Source organism: Mesorhizobium sp. WSM4844, from assembly GCF_055811775.1.
This window is the reverse complement of sequence record NZ_JBVVQB010000007.1, coordinates 1-15874: the sequence shown is the minus strand read 5'-3', so window position 1 is coordinate 15874 and position 15874 is coordinate 1. Positions and strand designations below refer to the sequence as shown.

Here is a 15874-nt window from a genome sequence, read left to right as displayed (position 1 = left end):
AACATGATCGATCGCCGCGAATTCATCGTTGCCCTGGGCGCAACCGGGCTGCTTGCTGCTTGCCAGAGCGGTCCGCCGAAACCATCCGCGGTGACCGTCAACCTGACCGGCGCGGCCGGCATGAACCCGGGACCAGGCGGCGGCGACCGGCCGGTGACGGTCCTGGTGATGCGGCTGCGCAGCACCGGCAAATTCAATTCGGCCGATTATTTCGCCCTGCAGGGGGATGCCGGCTCCGCACTCGCAGGCGATCTCATCGGATCCGACCAGATCTCCGTCGGGCCTGGAAAGACCGCATCCAAAACCATCACGGTCGAGCCGGACGCGGCTGCCCTGGGCTTCGTTGCCCTCGTTCGCGAGCCCGGCGGCCGGACCTGGCGTACAACCAAGTCGGTGTCGTCGGGATCAACAGTTACCGTCAACGTCACGCTTGGCAGCGGCGGCATTTCCGCCTAGCGGCCAGGGCAAGGGGTGCTCGATGCAGGAAGTAGCGGCATGAGCGATGCAAACAGGGTGCTGTGGTCCGAGGGCCTGTTTCTCCGGACCCAGCATTTTCAGCAGCAGGATCGCTTTTTCGAGGCGACCGTGCGCGGCGCGTTGCAGGCCGGGCAGCTGCATACGTTCGGCTTTCAGCAGCTGACGCTGGACCAGGCGATGCTCGATGCCGGCCAGGTCTCGATCCTGTCGGCACGGGGCATCTTTCCGGATGGAACCCCCTTCTCCATCCCGGACCTGATGGACGCGCCACGACCGCTGCCGGTCACCGCCGATACCGGCGCCGGACCGGTGCTGGTCGCCCTGCCGCTCGAGCCTGCCGGCGGTGTCGGCTTCGATCCGGCGCACGCCGCATCGACAGGCGCGCGCTATCATGGGCGGATCGTTTCGGTGCGTGACGCCGTCCAGGGCGGTTCGGATCCTGAAGAAATCGAAATCGCCCGCCCGCAGGCGCTGCTGATTGCACCGGGAAAATCGGTTGGCGGCTACACCGCGCTGCCGATAGCCGACATCAAAGGGGTTCGAGCCGACGGTGGCGTCTCGCTGGACGAGACGTTCCTGCCGCCGACACTGGTTACCGGAGCGGTGGCCTGGTACCGGCAGCTGCTTCTGGAAGTTGTCACCGGCCTCGACCAGATCGCCGAGGCGCATGGCAAAATGGTCATGGGCGGGCCAGGGCGCAGCGTCGAAGACCTGCTGATGCTCAATCTCGCCAATGCGGCGCGTCCGCGACTGGCGCACATGCTGGCGCAGGATGTTTTCCATCCGGCCGAGCTTTACCTGGAGCTTGCCGGTCTTGCCGGTTCAATGGCGACCTATGGCTCGAGCGCGCGACGGCTAAGCGAGTTGCCGGCCTACGATCACATGGCGCCCGGCCCCGCCTATTCGGCGCTGGCCGACGCCCTGCGCTCGCTCATCCTGAGCCTGCGCTACATCGAGCCTAAATCACGCGCGCTGCCGGTCATGCGGCATTCGACCAATGTCTGGAAGATCCGCATCGACAACCCAAAACTGCTGGTGGCCAGCCGGATCGTCATCCGGGTCGGTTCCGAGCTGTCGGAAGATGCCTTGCGCAAGATTTTCGTCAACCAGGCGACCGTCGGTTCGGCCGATCAGTTCGAGGGCCTGTGGAAATCCCGCCTGCCTGGCATTCCACTGAAACCGCTTCATTCCCAGCCGCGCGAAATCCCCTACGATGGCGATCGGCTGTGCCTTGAGCTGGATCAGAAAAGCGAGCATTGGGCCTCGTTGCTCGATGCCCCCGGCTTCGTCATTGGCGTGTCGGGCGTGCTGCCGAGCGAGCCGCAGGTCGACTGCTATTCGGTAAACAGGTGAGATGATGAGCCGGGATGATCCTTTCGGACTGTCGGAGGATCGCGAACGCACGCGCATACGACTGACCGGCGCGCCGATGCCGCGACCGATGACGCCACTGTTGTCGGGCGTGCCAATCAAACGCTCGCGTACGCATCCCAATACGCTGGTCAACGCATTCGCGCCGCTGCTCGAGTTCGCGCCCGAGCTGGAAAGCGCGCTGCCGCCGGAAAACCCGGAAGCGTTGCGCACCCGATTGCTCGATGAGTTGGTTCGGGCACGTGACGCGGCAATGGCGGCGGGGTCCTCCCTGGAGCGCGCCGACCAGGCAGCCTGGGTGGTGGCGGCATTGCTCGATGACCTGGCCCTGAACACGCCATGGGGCGGCGCCAGCGCATGGCCGCGCCAGCCGCTTGTGGTGATGCTGCGAGGCGATGTCGATGCCGGCACCCAGTTCTTCACGCGTCTCGACGAACTGGAGCGGCATCCGAACCGGGATCGCGAATTGCTCGAACTGCAATATCATTGCCTGGCGCTCGGCTTCCGCGGCAAATATCGTGTTCCAGGCCGGTCGGGCGACCGCTCGCTCAATGCGGTTCGCGTTGCTGCGGCGCGCTTTCTGCGCGATGCCGACGCCGACGGCGCGCCGCTGTCGCCGAACTGGAAAGGCGTGAACGCATCCGACGAGCCGCAGCGGTTCATCGTGCCGATCTGGGTGATGGGGCTCGGCGCGGCGGTTCTCGCCACTGCAATCTATCTCGGCCTGTCGATGGGACTGAGCAGTCAGGCGGTCGAGCTTTCGACGCTGGTTCGTGCTTTGCCGCCGCCAGCCCGCGGCGAGATCAGCCGGACATCGCCACAGGTCGACGCGCCGCCGCCGGAGGCAGTGGATTTCGCGCTGGTGCCGGAGTTTCAGGCCGGAGCGCCGGACAACCTCAGGGCCGCGCTAAGCGGCACCGAGAGCGTTTCGCTGGCCAGGCTGATCATTCAGGCCTCCAACCCCGAACTGTTCCAGTCGTCGCGGCCGACACTGACGGAAGGCTTCGAACCGCTGATCGGGTCAATCGCCAAGGTGATCCTCGCCAATCAGGAACTGATCGGAAACATCACCGTGGTCGGCCATACCGACAGTATTCCTTTGCAACGATCCAATCCGCTTTCCACCAACCAGCGGCTGTCGGAAGCGCGCGCGGCAACCATTACCGAGATGCTGGTCCAGAACGGCGTGCCGCAGGACCGCATTCGCTTCGAAGGACGTGCAGCTACCGATCCAGTGGCCGACGACAGCACCCGCGCGGGACGGGCCTTGAACCGCCGCGTCGAGGTGCTGGTCGAAAAGAGGCTGTGAGATGTTCATCCTGCGCTTCCTCTGGGCGGTTCTGACATCGCGCTGGCTGTGGACGCTGATCGGCATCGCGCTGCTTTCTCTGGTTATCTGGGTGTTCGGCCCGATCGTCAGGGTCGGTGCTTACGAACCCTTCGCCTCGGAAAATGTCCGCATCGTCATCATTGCGCTGCTGGTCATTTTTTGGCTGATCTGGCTGATCGTCGCGCAGCGCCGGGCGATCCGGGCCAACCGCATGTTCGTCGCCGAAATCGCTGCGCCCGTGGTGGAGAAACCGCTGAGCCCCGGCGAAGAGAACGTCGCCGCCGTCGGCGCCAAGTTCGCCGAGGTGATGGTCGAATTGAAGCGCCGCAAACTGGGCGGACGCAAGTTCCTGCGCGAGATGCCCTGGTACGTGATCGTCGGGCCGCCGGCCACCGGCAAGACCACGGCCTTGCGCCAGTCCGGCCTGAACTTTCCGATCGACCTCACCGACGACCTGCAGGGGGTTGGCGGCACCCGCAACTGCGACTGGTTTTTCTCCGAGAATGCAGTTCTGATCGACACGGCGGGCCGCTACGTGCAGCAGGAGAGCCAGCCGGACGTCGATGCGGCGGAATGGCTGGGCTTCCTCGACCTCCTGAAAAAGCATCGCGGCCGCCGGGCGCTCAACGGCGTGATCGTCGCGCTGTCGATCGATGCGCTTTCAGAGGGCGACGAAGCCATCAAGGCGCATGGCCGCAAGATCCGTCGTCGCCTGGCAGAGCTCAACGACCGGCTCGAAATCCGCCTTCCAGTCTACCTGATGCTGACCAAGGCCGATCTGATCAAGGGTTTCGAGGCTTTCTTCGGCGGCCTGTCGACGGCCTCGCGCGAGCAGGTGTGGGGCACGACCTTCGCGCTGGATGCACGTGTCGACGCAAAGACCATTGAACGGGAAATCGCCACCCTTGCGACGGAACTCGAGCGGCGGCTGGTGCCGCGCCTGGAGGACGAGGACAAACTCGCCGCCCGCGCCGAGATTTTCAGGTTTCCCGCCCAGCTGACGAGCCTGTCCGAGCCTATCCAGGTGTTGGTCGAGGCGATGTTCGGCGAAAGCCGCTACGAAGAAGCCGCCTGGCTGCGCGGCCTCTATCTGACGTCGGCAACCCAGGAAGGGGCGCCTATCGACCGGCTGACCGCGGCGCTGTCGTCATCCTTCGGTCTTCCGCCGCGACGGGCGATGCCGGCGCCGCGCGTTGAAAAACGCAGCTTTTTCCTGAAGAACCTGCTGACCGAGGTCATTTTCAGGGAAGCCGGCCTGGGGACGTTCGATCCGCTGGCGCAGCGCCGCCGCGCCTGGATCTGGCGTGGCGCCGCGGCCGCCTGTGCCGCCGCCGCCCTGCTGGCCGGTGCGATGTTCACCTGGTCCTACTATGACAACCGCAATGCGATCGCAGCGCAGGCGGGCCAATTCGAAGCGCTGCAGGCGCCGCTGACCGCAGCCGCTGCGAGCCCGGCATCGGTGGAGCAGCCCGCCATCGACAGCGCGCTCTATGCGATGGCCGAGGTCGCAAACGCCCGTACCGCACCGCCGAGCAGCGCCCAGGACCTGCTCGGGCCGTCGGCGTCGGCAGAGCTGCTGCGGGCGCAGGCCGACACTTACGAGCACGCTTTGCGCAACGTCCTCGAGCCGCACATGGTCGCCCTGCTCGAGGCGACCATGTGGCGGCAGATCCGCGATCCGGATTTCATGCTGGGGGCGCTAAAAACCTATCGCATGATGACCGGCCTGTCGCAGATGGACGCCGATTACGTCCAGAGCTGGTGGGTCAACGACTTGCCGGAATTCGCACCGGCGGCGCCGTTTCCGACCGCCGACGCGGAAGAGCACCAGCTTGCCGCGATCCGTCGCATGACGGTCGACGATAGCTACATATCAGCGGATCAGGCGTTGGTCGCCGAGGCGCTGAAAACGGTTTGCACGATTTCGCTGCCGGCGCGTGCCTACAGGCAGTTGCTGGCCGACCCGGCGGTGGCCGGCCTAAAGGAATGGATCCCGGCGAATTTCGCCGGCCCCAACGGCGCCAAGGTTTTTGCGCGGCGTTCCGACAAGACGCTGCGCGTCGGCATTTCGGGCGCGTTCACCTATTCCGGCTTCCACGATGCCATTCTCGACCGGATCGAGGATGTCGCCGCCCAGGCCGCACTCGATCGGGCGGTTTTTGCCGGAGGCTGTTCGGAAAATTCCGAAACTTCTGTCTCGGCGCTGTCCGAGGATATCCTGAAACTCTACTACGAAGACTACATCGCGCAATGGGACAGCATCCTGCGCGATATCAGGCTCGCGCCATTGGCCGACCTGAACGTCGCCAGCGAGAACCTAAAAGACCTGTCGAGCGCCGATTCCGCGCTGAAGCGCCTGCTTACGGCGGTCGTTCAGGAGACCGAGCTGACCCGGTCCGATGAAGCGCCGGCCGACAACAAGGCGGCAGCCAAGGGCACCTCGAAACTGCTCGGCAAGCTGGGGAAGCTGGGAAAGATCGTAAAGACAGGGGCAAAACTGCTGCCGCGCGCAGGCTCCGCCAACGAGGTCGATCTTACCGGCACTCTGGTTGCCGAACACTTCAAGCCGCTCAAGGGGGCGATCGCCGAGGTCGACGGCCAGCCGCCGGCACTCGATGCCGCGGTGGTGGCGCTGACCGCACTTTCGAACGTGCTGCAGACGGTCACGGCCAATCCCGACCCGCAGGACGCCATCAAGAAACAGGGTGGGCTGGCCGAACTGACCGGAGCGGTCGCCAGGCAAGCGCAGATCCTCCCCGATCCGGTCGACGACTGGCTCGGCGGCATTGCCGGCGACACCAGCGGCCTGACCCAGAAGGCGGTCACCTCGGAGCTCAACGCCATCTGGCGCGCCGACATCCTGCCGTTCTGCCAGGCGGCGCTGAACGACCGCTATCCGTTCAGCCCCGAAAGCGCGGTTGACGTCAATGTCCGCGATTTCGCCCGCCTGTTCGGGCCGGCCGGGATGATCGACACCTTCATCAACGACCATTTGATCAGCTACGTCGACACCGCCAGCCAGCCATGGAAATGGCGCGCCGATTTCGGCCTCGACGCGGCGGCCCTGGCGGCGTTCGAACAGGCCAGGCGGATCCGCGACGATCTGTTTCCAGGCGGTACCGGCCCGGTGATGAGTTTTACGCTGCAACCGAAGGACCTGTCGCCCAACGTCACGCGCGTGACGCTCAATCTCGATGGCCAGAACCTCGTCTATTACAACAACGCGACGCGGCCGCAACCGATGACCTGGCCCGGCAAGGACGGCACCGGCGTGATCTCGCTGGCCTTCCAGCCGATCGACGGCTCGCCCGAAGTCATGCTGAACGAAACCGGCAGCTGGGCGTGGCTGAGGCTGCTGCGCAGCGGCCGCTTCACCGGCACCTCGCTGTCCGACGTCTACAGCCTGCGACTGGGCACGCAAGGCATGTACGCCGATTTCGAACTCAAGGCGGCAAGCGTCGAGAACCCATACAATTTGCAGATGTTCAAGAAATTCTCATGTCCGCCGCAGATATGATCCTGCCTGGCTTTTACGGCAAAATGCCCGCCACCGGCGATTTCGTCACGCGGCGGCTGCCGGGGGATTTTGTGCGCATCTGGGACCGCTGGCTGGCGCAGCACATCGTGCCGCTGATCGGCATGGAAACCTGGCCGCGCACCACCGCGCTGCGCTTCCTGGCCGGCCCGGCTGCGTTCGGGCCATCGGCAGGCATTATTCTGCAGAGCGCCGACAGGGTCGGCCGGCAGTTCCCTTTGAGCGTCGTTGCGCAGCTTCCTGATGCGTTCATTCAACTGGCTCGCGCCGATACGTGGTTTGCCGGGATCGAAGAGGCTGCCTTTGCCGCACAGCGCGGCGAGATCACGCCTGATGAACTGGATGGCGCGTTAAGTACGCTGCCGGTGCCGTCTGTCGAGCCGGGCGAAGAGGTCATCAGCGATATGGTGATGTGGACCGCCCGTTCGGACATTTTCGATGTTGATCCGCTGGCGCCGCAGGGGACGTTGGAGCAGATCTTCGCCACCAGCTTGGAGACCAGCTGATGCGGATCTGGAACCAGATGGGTTACCGGCACGAATTCTCCGTGAGTGCGGACACGACCGGCCGTGAGTGGGTCGTAGTGGTGGTCAAAGGCACGTTCGACTTTCCTGCGACGCCTGGCGGGCTGGTGCAAAAATCGGCCGAACAGGTGCCGCTGGTTTTTGCCGATACACAGACCGGCGAACCCGGCTACTCCGCCACACTGTGGGAAACCGATTTCGCCTTCCGCAAGTCACGCTGTGACATCGTCGCCAATGGCTGTGCCTACGCACCAAACGGCAGACCAGCCGAGCGTGTGCCGGTCGGCATCAAGGTGGGCAATTGGTCGAAACTGTTCGAGGTCGTCGGTCACCGCGAATGGCGCTCCATCGGCCCGGTCTTTACCGCCACGTCGCCGCGGCCCTTCCTGAAATTACCCATCTCCTATGACGTTGCCTGGGGTGGCGTCGACAGACTGGACCCGGAGGACAAGCTCCCCGCCAGCTACAAATACAACCCGGTCGGAACGGGCTGGTCGCGCGCGAAGAACCAACACCTGGTCCCAGGTTTGCGTCTTCCCAATACGCAGGCGATTGGTGAGGACATGCGCTCACCCTTCGGCGACTACAAGCCGATGAGTTTCGGTCCGATGGGCCGCGGTTGGCCGGGCCGCATTGAATATGGCGGCACCTATGACGACAACTGGGCCAATAACATTTTCCCTTTTCTGCCGCCGGACTTCGACGAACGCTACTTCCAGATGGCCCCGCCCGACCAGCAGATCGATCCGCCACGCGGCGGCGAGGAAGTGCAGCTTGTCAATTTGACACCTCTGGGGCGCGAACATTTTAGAATGCCAGCCACGGCCATCAAAGTTGCGATGTTCAAGGGCCACGCCAAGGCATTCGAGGCCGATATCCATCCGGACACTGTTTTGTTCGACACCGAGAACCGTCGCTTTTCATTGGTCTGGCGTGTGTCGCAACGCCTTCAGCGCACGATCCTCGACTTTACGGAATGCTGGGTCGGGCCGCCGACGCCAGGCATGCTCCACGCCAAAGTCGTCAAGAAGCCATATGTGCGTCCAATCGCGGAGCCGATTCAGCCGGAGGTCGAGGACGCATGACGGCTGCGCTCGATATCATAGCGACCGGTATGGTGACGGCTGTCGGTCTTGATGCACCGTCGTCTTGTGCGGCGCTCCGCGCGCGCTTGGACGGCTTCAAGGAGACGCCTTACGCCGATGGCGAAGGCGAATGGCTGCTTGGCGCCCCGGTCAGTATGCCGCGAAGATGGATCGGCCAAAAACGTATGATCCATATGGTAGCGGCTGCGATAAGCGAGATATGCACTGCGGTGCCAGAAGCACGCGAACGGACTCCGATGCTGTTGTGCCTTCCAGAGGCGTCGCGGCCTAGTTCTTCCGTCCAGGATGTATCAGTGTTCTTGCGGAACGTGTGCGCGGTCCTCGATATGGACGTCGACCCACGATCTCGCATCGTATCGCATGGCCGGCCATCCGGTCTGGTAGCGCTTGAGCAGGCGCGCCGACTGCTGGCCGAAGGGGGAACGTCAGCAGTCATTGTCGCCGGGGTGGACAGCTATCTCACTCCCGAAGCGATAGGCTTCTATCTGGCGAACCGCCGCTTGCTGGCCACCAACAATCCGAACGGCTTTATCCCCGGCGAAGCTGCGGGCGCTGTTTTGTGCACCCATACAGGTCACGGGTCCGCACTCAGACTGCACGGTCTCGGCCTCGCCCGGGAGAATGCATTCATCTACAACGAGGCTGACGAACCGTTGCGCGGCGACGGAATGACGACCGCCTATCGGCACGCGCTGAACGAAGCCGGCATTGAGATGAACCAATTGGGGTTCCGTATTTCGGACCTTATCGGCGAGCAGTACTGGTTCAAGCAAACGGCCCTGGCAAGCCTTCGGCTCGTGCGGGGTGCCCATGACTTTCAGGACCTGTGGTCGCCGGGCGAATCGCTTGGAAATATCGGGGCGGCGGCGGTGCCGGTGATGATCGGCATGGCCCTTGCGGCGGCAAGGAAGGGCTACGCGGCGGGCAATCCGGTACTGATCGAGGCCTCCGACGACTCCGGTGCCTGCGGCGCCGCTATCTTTGCTGCTAGGGCTGCATAGATGACAGTCTACGCCAACAGCCTTGAAGTCGCCTGCAAGGCGCAGGGTAACAAGGTCATAGCGGCCTTTCCTGATGTCTGCTTCACGCCGCCGGAGAATCCGGCAACACCCCCTGGCGTTCCGATTCCCTACCCTTCTTTCGGCTTCGACAGTGACACGGACAAAGGCACCAGCACTGTCAAGATCGGCGGTCAGACGATAACGCAGAAAAACAAGTCCTACTACACCAAGACGACCGGCACTGAGGCCGGCTGCGCGGCCAAGAAAGGCATCATCACTTCGAAGAATACCGGCAAGGAATACGCCGTCGCCTGGTCGAGCAATGTCAAGGCCGACGGCGAACCCGTCAACCGAATGACGGACCTGTCGACCAACAATCACGCCTCTCCGCAGGGAAATACGCTGACCTTTCCGAAACTGGCCACCGGCGCCGGAGTCATTTACAGCACGGAAAAATGCCTGATTGGCTCCTATGATGCGATCGCCGCGGTCTGCAATGACAACGGCGGCGAGGCACATCACATCGTCCCGGACAAGTGTTTCCGGACCGGCAGTCGGGCCGACGCCGATGTTGCATCCACGCGCATCGCCAACGCTCCGACGCTCGGAGAGGGGGTTTGCGTCTGTCTCAGCCCTGATGATCACGAACGGATTCATGAGGCCGACCGTGAAAAGATCGTCACGCTGGGCCGACCCGGTTTGGCCAAACTCAAGGGCAAAGACCTAGTGGCTGCGAAAGCCAAGTTGAAAGAGGAAGGCAAGCTCGGCGTTGCACCGATGAGCAAGATCACCAAGGCAACCATTTCATCTCTCGGTGACCTCCAGGATCTCAATGCAAATTGCATCAACAAGGCAAAGGAAGCGGTCGAGGCACAACAAAGCGCATTCGGGCCAGGCCAGAAGGGTCGAACCTCCAACCCGTTGCCCGGCAAGGAAGCCAAGAAGACGATGAAGCCGCCAAAGCCTAGAAAATAGACAGACAACAGCAGGAGAGCGCAGATGAAGATTCGAGCGTCGGGCTACATTGCCCCAGATCTTATCGCCGCGGTCCCGACCGAACTCGACGACGAGGATCCGTACTCGCGCTTTCTCATGTTTCAGGACACGACAGAACAACAGGTCGCGGATGTTGACATCCCCAGAACAGTCGTCTCGGTTTGCGCCTACCCGTTCGAGAGCGATAACGAGAATGTGTTCGTCGCGCTAACCAATGAAGGCGACCTCTACTTTCTTACCGAGGACGTGGACTACGAAAAGATCCCCGGTGCCGGCGTCCTCAGCGAGGATGCCGAGGATCTTGGTTCGACGCTCGCCATCACCCATAATGCGGGCATCCTCTATGTGTGCGGCGACGGTTCCCAAGTCTATTTCAGGCCCAGGAAGGATGAATGGGTCCGGATTTGCGAGCGCGATGTCGATGGTATGGCAAACAATTTCTTCGAGGGCATCGCCGCGATTAGCCCGAAAAAACTGGCGGTCTGCGGATACACGCACAGCCGGCCCAAGCATGCGGCAAAAGGTTGCCTCTACTTTTACAACGATGGCATATGGAGCCCGGCAGAGCTCCCAAACAATCAGGCCTTGTATGACCTTGTTTTTGTAGACGAGTCGCGCCTTGTTGCTGTGGGCGGTGGCGGCACGATTGTTACGGGAACGGGGCCGGGCACGATGGAGGACGCCTCTGTCGAAGGTTTGCTCGAGAAGTTCCTCCGTATCCGCTTCGACCGCTCGAAACTCTATGTGCTGGGCAAGACGGCAATCTTCATATTCGACGCGAAGCTGAATCTGTTGGAGACCTTGGCCCTGCCTGCCGAGTATCGCAGCCCGAAGAACATCGAGGTGAAGGAGGGCATTATCTGGTACTTCGATCGCGAAGGCCTGGCTCGTCACGACGGCATAGCTTGGACCCTCATGCCCGTGCCTCCCGAACTCCTCGAAAGATCGGACTAGTCCGCCTCGGAAGGTTACGGCTCCGAGGTGTCGACGGTCGCCTCAGGCTTTTCCAGGTTGACTTCGATAAAGCGCTGCACCTTGGCAAGGTCGAGGTCGATGATGCGGATCGGTTTTTGAGCGGAGAGCATCTGCACCACGAACAGCTCTCCCGCTTCCGGAATCTCTTCGAAGCACTGTTGCGCGATCTTGCGACCTGCCTCGCCCGCGACCCTGGCCCCGTCGAGATAAGCTTCAAGGCGCTCTATCAACCTCGCAAGGCGCTCGTCGTCCATGTCCGGGTTTTCGTCCGGATGCAGCAGATGATAATGGTACACCGTCCACAGGAAGGCTGCCTGTTCGACATGCTGGCGCACGATCTCGTGAAGGATTGGCGCCGGCATCAGTTCAGGTTCACAGAGCCGCCGCGGATTCGATTGGCCGCGCTGGCGTGGCTGGTGACATAGGTTCCTCGGATGGTGATGTGGCCATCCTTCTCCATGATAATGACCGACTTGCCGCAACGCAGTTCGATGCGCTCATTGCCGACAATGTGGACCAATTCACCGTCGCGCACGATCTGCTTGGCGTCGGCTCGGCGTGAAGAATCCACAAGTTTGCCCACGATCAGTGGGCGCAAGGGATCGCCCTCCTGAAAGAGAAGCGCTACTTCAGCGCCGATCATACTGGCATCGAGTTTGGTCAGGCTCCTTGCGGCAACCGCCGTCTCGACAAGGTTCCCAGGAAAGACCACCAGCGGCGACGTGTCGTCAAATCCCAAGAAAATGCCTATCACGACACCATCGATGCGACCACGAACGTCGGCCATGCTTCACCTCTTCAGTTCTGGTGGATCTTGCTGCCCTTGAACTTGATGTCGCTGGATGCCTTACCGCTGATTTTTCCAGAAGCATCAATGGAAACATCCTTGCCTTTGATGTTGATCGTCCCATCCTTCTTCATGATGATCTCGGCACTTCCGCACTTCAGCGTGATCGAATCCTTCGCCTCAAGCGTATAATTCTTGCCTACATTGAAGGCAGAGTCGTCGGCGATCTGAACCAGGCTCTTTTTTCCGACTTTCAGCTCATGCGCACCCGCTACCTGTGTGCTGTCATCGACGCCTATCTCTATCTTGCGCGTCTTGGTGATCTCGGCCATCTGGGCGCCACCAATCTTGATGCCCTGGTCCGCGCCGATCTCGATACTCTGGCTGGCCGATATGGTCCAGCTGTCGCTCGCCCCGATCGTATGGCTCTGCGCCGCACCGACACTGACCGACCGCGTCGCACCGATTGTATTCGCCTGCGGGCCACCCACGGTTCGGGTCTCCGATGTTCCGACCGAGTCGACCCGAGCCGCGCCGACGGTCACCGTTTGGACAGCGCCAACCGTTTGCGTGTGCGCTATCCCAATCGTCTCCGTCGAGTTCGCCCCAATGCCGATCGTCTCGTTTGACCCCACCGTCAGCGAACGATTCACCCCCACCATCTCGGTGTCGTTGTTGCCGATATCCGTGGTCTGGTCGACGCCGACCTTGACCGTTTTGTTGTTGCCGACGTCCTCGTCGAGGTTGTGGCCGACGGAGTGCTTGGCGTCATGGTCGATGCGGTCGGACTGGTCGTGCTGCACCAGCTTGGTGCGGTCGTTCTTGATCAGAAGGTTGTGATCCTTCTGTGCCTGGAAATTGACCAGTTCGGAGCCGGCCTTGTCCTCGAACATCAGCTCGTTGTAACCGCCGCCGCCTTTCGAGGAGTCGGATTTCCAGCCGGATTGCGTGGCGTTGCCCGGCAGTCCGTAGGGCGGCATCTGCGAGGCGTTGTAGACCCTGCCGGTGATGATCGGCAGATCCGGGTCGCCTTCGATGAAGTCGACGATCACCTCCTGGCCGATGCGCGGTATCTGGATGAAACCCCAGCCGCTGCCGGCCCAGGTCTGCGACACGCGCACGAAGCAGGAACTGTTCTGGTCCTTCTTGCCGAGACGGTCCCAGTGGAACTGCACCTTCACTCTGGCATATTTGTCAGTAAAAATTTCCTCGCCGGACGGGCCGACCACCGTCGCCGTCTGCGGACCGCGCATGATCGGCCGTGTCGTGACCCGCGGCGGGCGATAGGGCAAGGCGGTCGGCGCCACGCCGAGGATCACCTTGAAGTTCTCGCTTTCGACGTCGGCAAGGGCTCTGTAGCCCGGATCGAACAGCCTGTATTCGGCGCTGACCACCAGATATTCCTGGTTCTGGTCTTCCCTTGGGAAGCCGTCCAGCTTGAACGTGCAGCCGGAAAACAGGCCGCGCACGGTGCCGACTGCAGCGATGCGCTGGTGCACGGCCTGGATTTCCTCGCGCCGGATCGCGGCCAGGCTGTCGCCGCGGCCGACGTCGAGATGCGCGCCGGGCTGGCGGTAATTCTCGCCCGCGGCCAGCTTGTGACTGAACGGCTGGGCGGATTTGGCCATCAGGTCGGCGCCCGGCTTCTCGAAATCATAGTCGGTATGGACATAGGCGCCCGGCCGCACCGAGCTGCCCGGAATCCATTCGGTGATGTATTCGACATCGCGCCGGGAGCCCTGCCCTTCAAAGTGATAAGGCACCTTTTCATAGCCCGGCGCCGGCTTGAGCTTGCTCATGGCGTCGGCCAGCACAAGCGTGTGCTTGCCCTCGTCGTGCTCGAAGAAATACAGGATGCCTTCGTGCTCGAGCAGCCGCTGCACGAAATCGAGATCGCTCTCGTCATACTGGACGCAGTACTCACGCGGCGGATAAGACCCTTGCAGGCGCTTCTCGAATTTTGCCGTGCTGTATTTCGAGAAAACCTCCTCGACGATTTCGATGACGCTCATGTTCTGGAAAATACGGCAATCGGTGGTATTGCCGAGAAACCAAAGCCATGGCCTGATGACGGCTTCGTAGTAAGCCAGACGGTCCTCGATCCGGGTCAGCCGAAACTCGGAGACAAGGCCGCTGAACCAGCGTTTGGGATCGGATTCACCTTCGATCGAAACCGCACCGCCCAGCATCTTCAGCGGATCGATTTCGGGGCTGCTGCTGACGAACCCGACCGTGTAGGCCAAACAACGACTGATCTCATCGCGCCCGACAAGATGCGTGAAGGTCAACAGCTCAGCGCCAACCGGCGTCTGCACAACCGTAGCACGTTCGTTCGGCATGGGTCGTGCCCCCTCCCGCCGCTCGTTTCTGCCCGAGCCTAGCACATGTCTTGCACCGACCAAAGGGGACGCTTGGCGACTGCAGCCTGGTCGCCAGTGGAATCATCGACTTGAACGCTTCTGTGCCGCCGCGCTCAGAAATTGCTGGTATAATGGGGTGTCCTGGGTGAGTTTTCCCGACAGGATCGACGGCGATTTTGAATGTACATCAGGCTGCAGATCAACAATGTCGTCTCCCTGCCCGCCGGTATGTCGACCGGCTACTCCGCTCGTGATCGCAGCTTTGAAATCGGCCGCGAGGCCTGTGACTGGACCTTGCCCGATCCCGACAAGTTCATCTCCGCCAGACACTGCGAAGTGCGTTACCAGGCAGGCGCGTTCTGGCTGCACGACATCTCGCGCAACGGCACATTCGTCAACGGATCGACCCAGCGCATGGCCGGCCCTCACCGGCTTGTTCAAGGCGACCGGTTGCTGATCGGCCGCTATGTCGTCCTGGTTTCGATCGATGACGAGCGCGCCGCGACAAGTGATCCTCGAAGCAGCCACGGTTCGACGCAGCGACAAATGCCTGTCGCAACCGGCCGGCCGCAGAATTTCGGAGACCAGGCTTTCTTCGAGCCGGTGGAGCAACGGCCCGGGCAGAGAGCACCGGTGTCGAAGTCTTCGCCGCCCGCGCCTCTCGCTTCGCCGCCCGCGCCTCTCGCTACGACCAGAGACGAGGTGCTGCGGGACATCGCGATCGCAGCCGGCATCGCGCCGGAACTGCTTCAATCGCGTGATCCGCATGAAGTGGGCGCCGAAATCGGCGCGGTGCTGCGGACGGTTGTCGAGGAGCTGGCCCAGCTGCTGAAGGCACGTGCGGCTGCGAAAATACTGGCCAGGAGCACGCACCGGACGATGATCAGCGCTGCCGACAACAATCCCCTAAAGTTCGTCCCGGGAACCGACGACATCCTCGAAATCATGTTTGCGCGGCGCAGATCCGGCTACCTTGATGCCAGGCACAGTGTCGAAGACGCGTTCCGCGATCTCAAGACGCACGAATTTGCCACCTATGCAGCCATGCAAGCTGCGCTCTCCCGGCTGCTTGACGATTTGTCGCCTGAGGCGATCAGCAAAAAACTCCCACCGACGTCGTTCACATCGAAGAAGGGCCTGGCCTGGGACGCCTTCGTCGCCAAATGGCGGACCATGGAGGAAGCACACGAAAACGGAATGCTGGACATATTCCTGGCCTATTTCAGCGAAGCCTATGCCAAAGCCGACAAGCAAAAGTAGACCGGAAACCCTGGCAGGTGCCCCACCCCTCCACTTCGTCATCCCAGGGCAAGCAAGGAGCGAAGCGACGCGCGCAGACCCTGGGATCCATGCCGTTACCTCGGAGCGCTGCCGCGGTGCAGAACCTTTGATCGCGGAGCGAGGCGCCCCCT

The 15874-nt window shown here is 62.2% G+C and carries 13 protein-coding genes; 10 read left to right on the top strand and 3 right to left on the bottom strand.

The annotated features are described in order from the left end of the window. The first annotated feature begins 3 nt into the window (after nt 1-3). The 9 genes from tssJ to AC0L2A_RS08385 are packed head-to-tail and all read left to right on the top strand — an operon-like array spanning nt 4 to nt 11294. Nucleotides 4-456 (top strand): type VI secretion system lipoprotein TssJ, encoded by a 453-nt coding sequence (gene tssJ, locus AC0L2A_RS08425; RefSeq protein ID WP_023801306.1) that lies wholly within the window; start codon nt 4-6, stop codon nt 454-456. A gap of 39 nt (nt 457-495) precedes the next feature. Then, on the top strand, nt 496-1830 hold the full coding sequence (gene tssK, locus AC0L2A_RS08420; RefSeq protein ID WP_023801305.1) for a type VI secretion system baseplate subunit TssK: 1335 nt from the start codon (nt 496-498) through the stop codon (nt 1828-1830). Between the two features lie 4 nt (nt 1831-1834). After that, a complete protein-coding gene (gene icmH, locus AC0L2A_RS08415; protein ID WP_473608337.1) occupies nt 1835-3157 on the top strand; it encodes a type IVB secretion system protein IcmH/DotU in 1323 nt (440 codons plus the stop codon). 1 nt (nt 3158) lies between these two features. Further along, complete coding sequence (gene tssM, locus AC0L2A_RS08410; RefSeq protein WP_473608336.1) at nt 3159-6695, top strand: type VI secretion system membrane subunit TssM; 3537 nt, start codon at nt 3159-3161, stop codon at nt 6693-6695. After that, nucleotides 6692-7219, top strand: a complete 528-nt coding sequence (tagF, locus tag AC0L2A_RS08405) for a type VI secretion system-associated protein TagF (RefSeq protein ID WP_473608335.1) — start codon at nt 6692-6694, stop codon at nt 7217-7219. The genes tssM and tagF overlap by 4 nt, the downstream gene beginning before the upstream one ends. After that, entirely contained in the window at nt 7219-8322 is a 1104-nt protein-coding gene (locus AC0L2A_RS08400; protein WP_473608333.1) for a DUF2169 family type VI secretion system accessory protein, read from the top strand. The genes tagF and AC0L2A_RS08400 overlap by 1 nt, the downstream gene beginning before the upstream one ends. After that, nucleotides 8319-9344, top strand: a complete 1026-nt coding sequence (locus tag AC0L2A_RS08395) for a beta-ketoacyl synthase N-terminal-like domain-containing protein (RefSeq protein WP_473608332.1) — start codon at nt 8319-8321, stop codon at nt 9342-9344. The genes AC0L2A_RS08400 and AC0L2A_RS08395 overlap by 4 nt, the downstream gene beginning before the upstream one ends. Next, entirely contained in the window at nt 9345-10319 is a 975-nt protein-coding gene (locus AC0L2A_RS08390; protein WP_473608330.1) for a DUF4150 domain-containing protein, read from the top strand. A 24-nt stretch (nt 10320-10343) separates the two neighbouring features. Then, nucleotides 10344-11294 (top strand): hypothetical protein, encoded by a 951-nt coding sequence (locus tag AC0L2A_RS08385; protein ID WP_473608329.1) that lies wholly within the window; start codon nt 10344-10346, stop codon nt 11292-11294. Nucleotides 11295-11308: 14 nt separating this feature from the next. Here the strand turns inward: AC0L2A_RS08385 and AC0L2A_RS08380 are convergent, their stop codons facing one another. From AC0L2A_RS08380 to AC0L2A_RS08370, 3 genes are read right to left on the bottom strand one after another with little or no spacing between them, the layout of a single operon-like run. After that, the gene (locus tag AC0L2A_RS08380; RefSeq protein ID WP_473608327.1) at nt 11309-11677 is read right to left on the bottom strand and encodes a hypothetical protein; all 369 of its coding nucleotides are present in this window, start codon (nt 11675-11677) and stop codon (nt 11309-11311) included. Beyond that, on the bottom strand, nt 11677-12102 hold the full coding sequence (locus tag AC0L2A_RS08375) for a DUF6484 domain-containing protein (RefSeq protein ID WP_473608326.1): 426 nt from the start codon (nt 12100-12102) through the stop codon (nt 11677-11679). The genes AC0L2A_RS08380 and AC0L2A_RS08375 overlap by 1 nt, the downstream gene beginning before the upstream one ends. An 11-nt stretch (nt 12103-12113) precedes the next feature. After that, a complete protein-coding gene (locus AC0L2A_RS08370; protein ID WP_473608325.1) occupies nt 12114-14441 on the bottom strand; it encodes a type VI secretion system Vgr family protein in 2328 nt (775 codons plus the stop codon). Between the two features lie 201 nt (nt 14442-14642). Between AC0L2A_RS08370 and tagH the strand changes: the two genes are divergently transcribed. Then, nucleotides 14643-15722: a type VI secretion system-associated FHA domain protein TagH gene (tagH, locus tag AC0L2A_RS08365; RefSeq protein ID WP_473608323.1), complete on the top strand. Its 1080-nt coding sequence runs from the start codon at nt 14643-14645 to the stop codon at nt 15720-15722. Nucleotides 15723-15874: the final 152 nt, after the last annotated feature.

What these genes read in the sequence shown, in the direction of transcription:
- tssJ (WP_023801306.1), top strand. Translation starts at nt 4, where the DNA reads ATGATCGATCGCCGCGAATTCATCGTTGCCCTGGGCGCAACCGGGCTG.
- tagH (WP_473608323.1), top strand. Translation starts at nt 14,643, where the DNA reads ATGTACATCAGGCTGCAGATCAACAATGTCGTCTCCCTGCCCGCCGGT.
- AC0L2A_RS08390 (WP_473608330.1), top strand. Translation starts at nt 9,345, where the DNA reads ATGACAGTCTACGCCAACAGCCTTGAAGTCGCCTGCAAGGCGCAGGGT.
- AC0L2A_RS08375 (WP_473608326.1), bottom strand. Translation starts at nt 12,102, where the DNA reads ATGGCCGACGTTCGTGGTCGCATCGATGGTGTCGTGATAGGCATTTTC.
- AC0L2A_RS08395 (WP_473608332.1), top strand. Translation starts at nt 8,319, where the DNA reads ATGACGGCTGCGCTCGATATCATAGCGACCGGTATGGTGACGGCTGTC.
- tssK (WP_023801305.1), top strand. Translation starts at nt 496, where the DNA reads ATGAGCGATGCAAACAGGGTGCTGTGGTCCGAGGGCCTGTTTCTCCGG.
- AC0L2A_RS08370 (WP_473608325.1), bottom strand. Translation starts at nt 14,441, where the DNA reads ATGCCGAACGAACGTGCTACGGTTGTGCAGACGCCGGTTGGCGCTGAG.
- tssM (WP_473608336.1), top strand. Translation starts at nt 3,159, where the DNA reads ATGTTCATCCTGCGCTTCCTCTGGGCGGTTCTGACATCGCGCTGGCTG.
- AC0L2A_RS08380 (WP_473608327.1), bottom strand. Translation starts at nt 11,677, where the DNA reads ATGCCGGCGCCAATCCTTCACGAGATCGTGCGCCAGCATGTCGAACAG.
- icmH (WP_473608337.1), top strand. Translation starts at nt 1,835, where the DNA reads ATGAGCCGGGATGATCCTTTCGGACTGTCGGAGGATCGCGAACGCACG.
- AC0L2A_RS08400 (WP_473608333.1), top strand. Translation starts at nt 7,219, where the DNA reads ATGCGGATCTGGAACCAGATGGGTTACCGGCACGAATTCTCCGTGAGT.
- tagF (WP_473608335.1), top strand. Translation starts at nt 6,692, where the DNA reads ATGATCCTGCCTGGCTTTTACGGCAAAATGCCCGCCACCGGCGATTTC.
- AC0L2A_RS08385 (WP_473608329.1), top strand. Translation starts at nt 10,344, where the DNA reads ATGAAGATTCGAGCGTCGGGCTACATTGCCCCAGATCTTATCGCCGCG.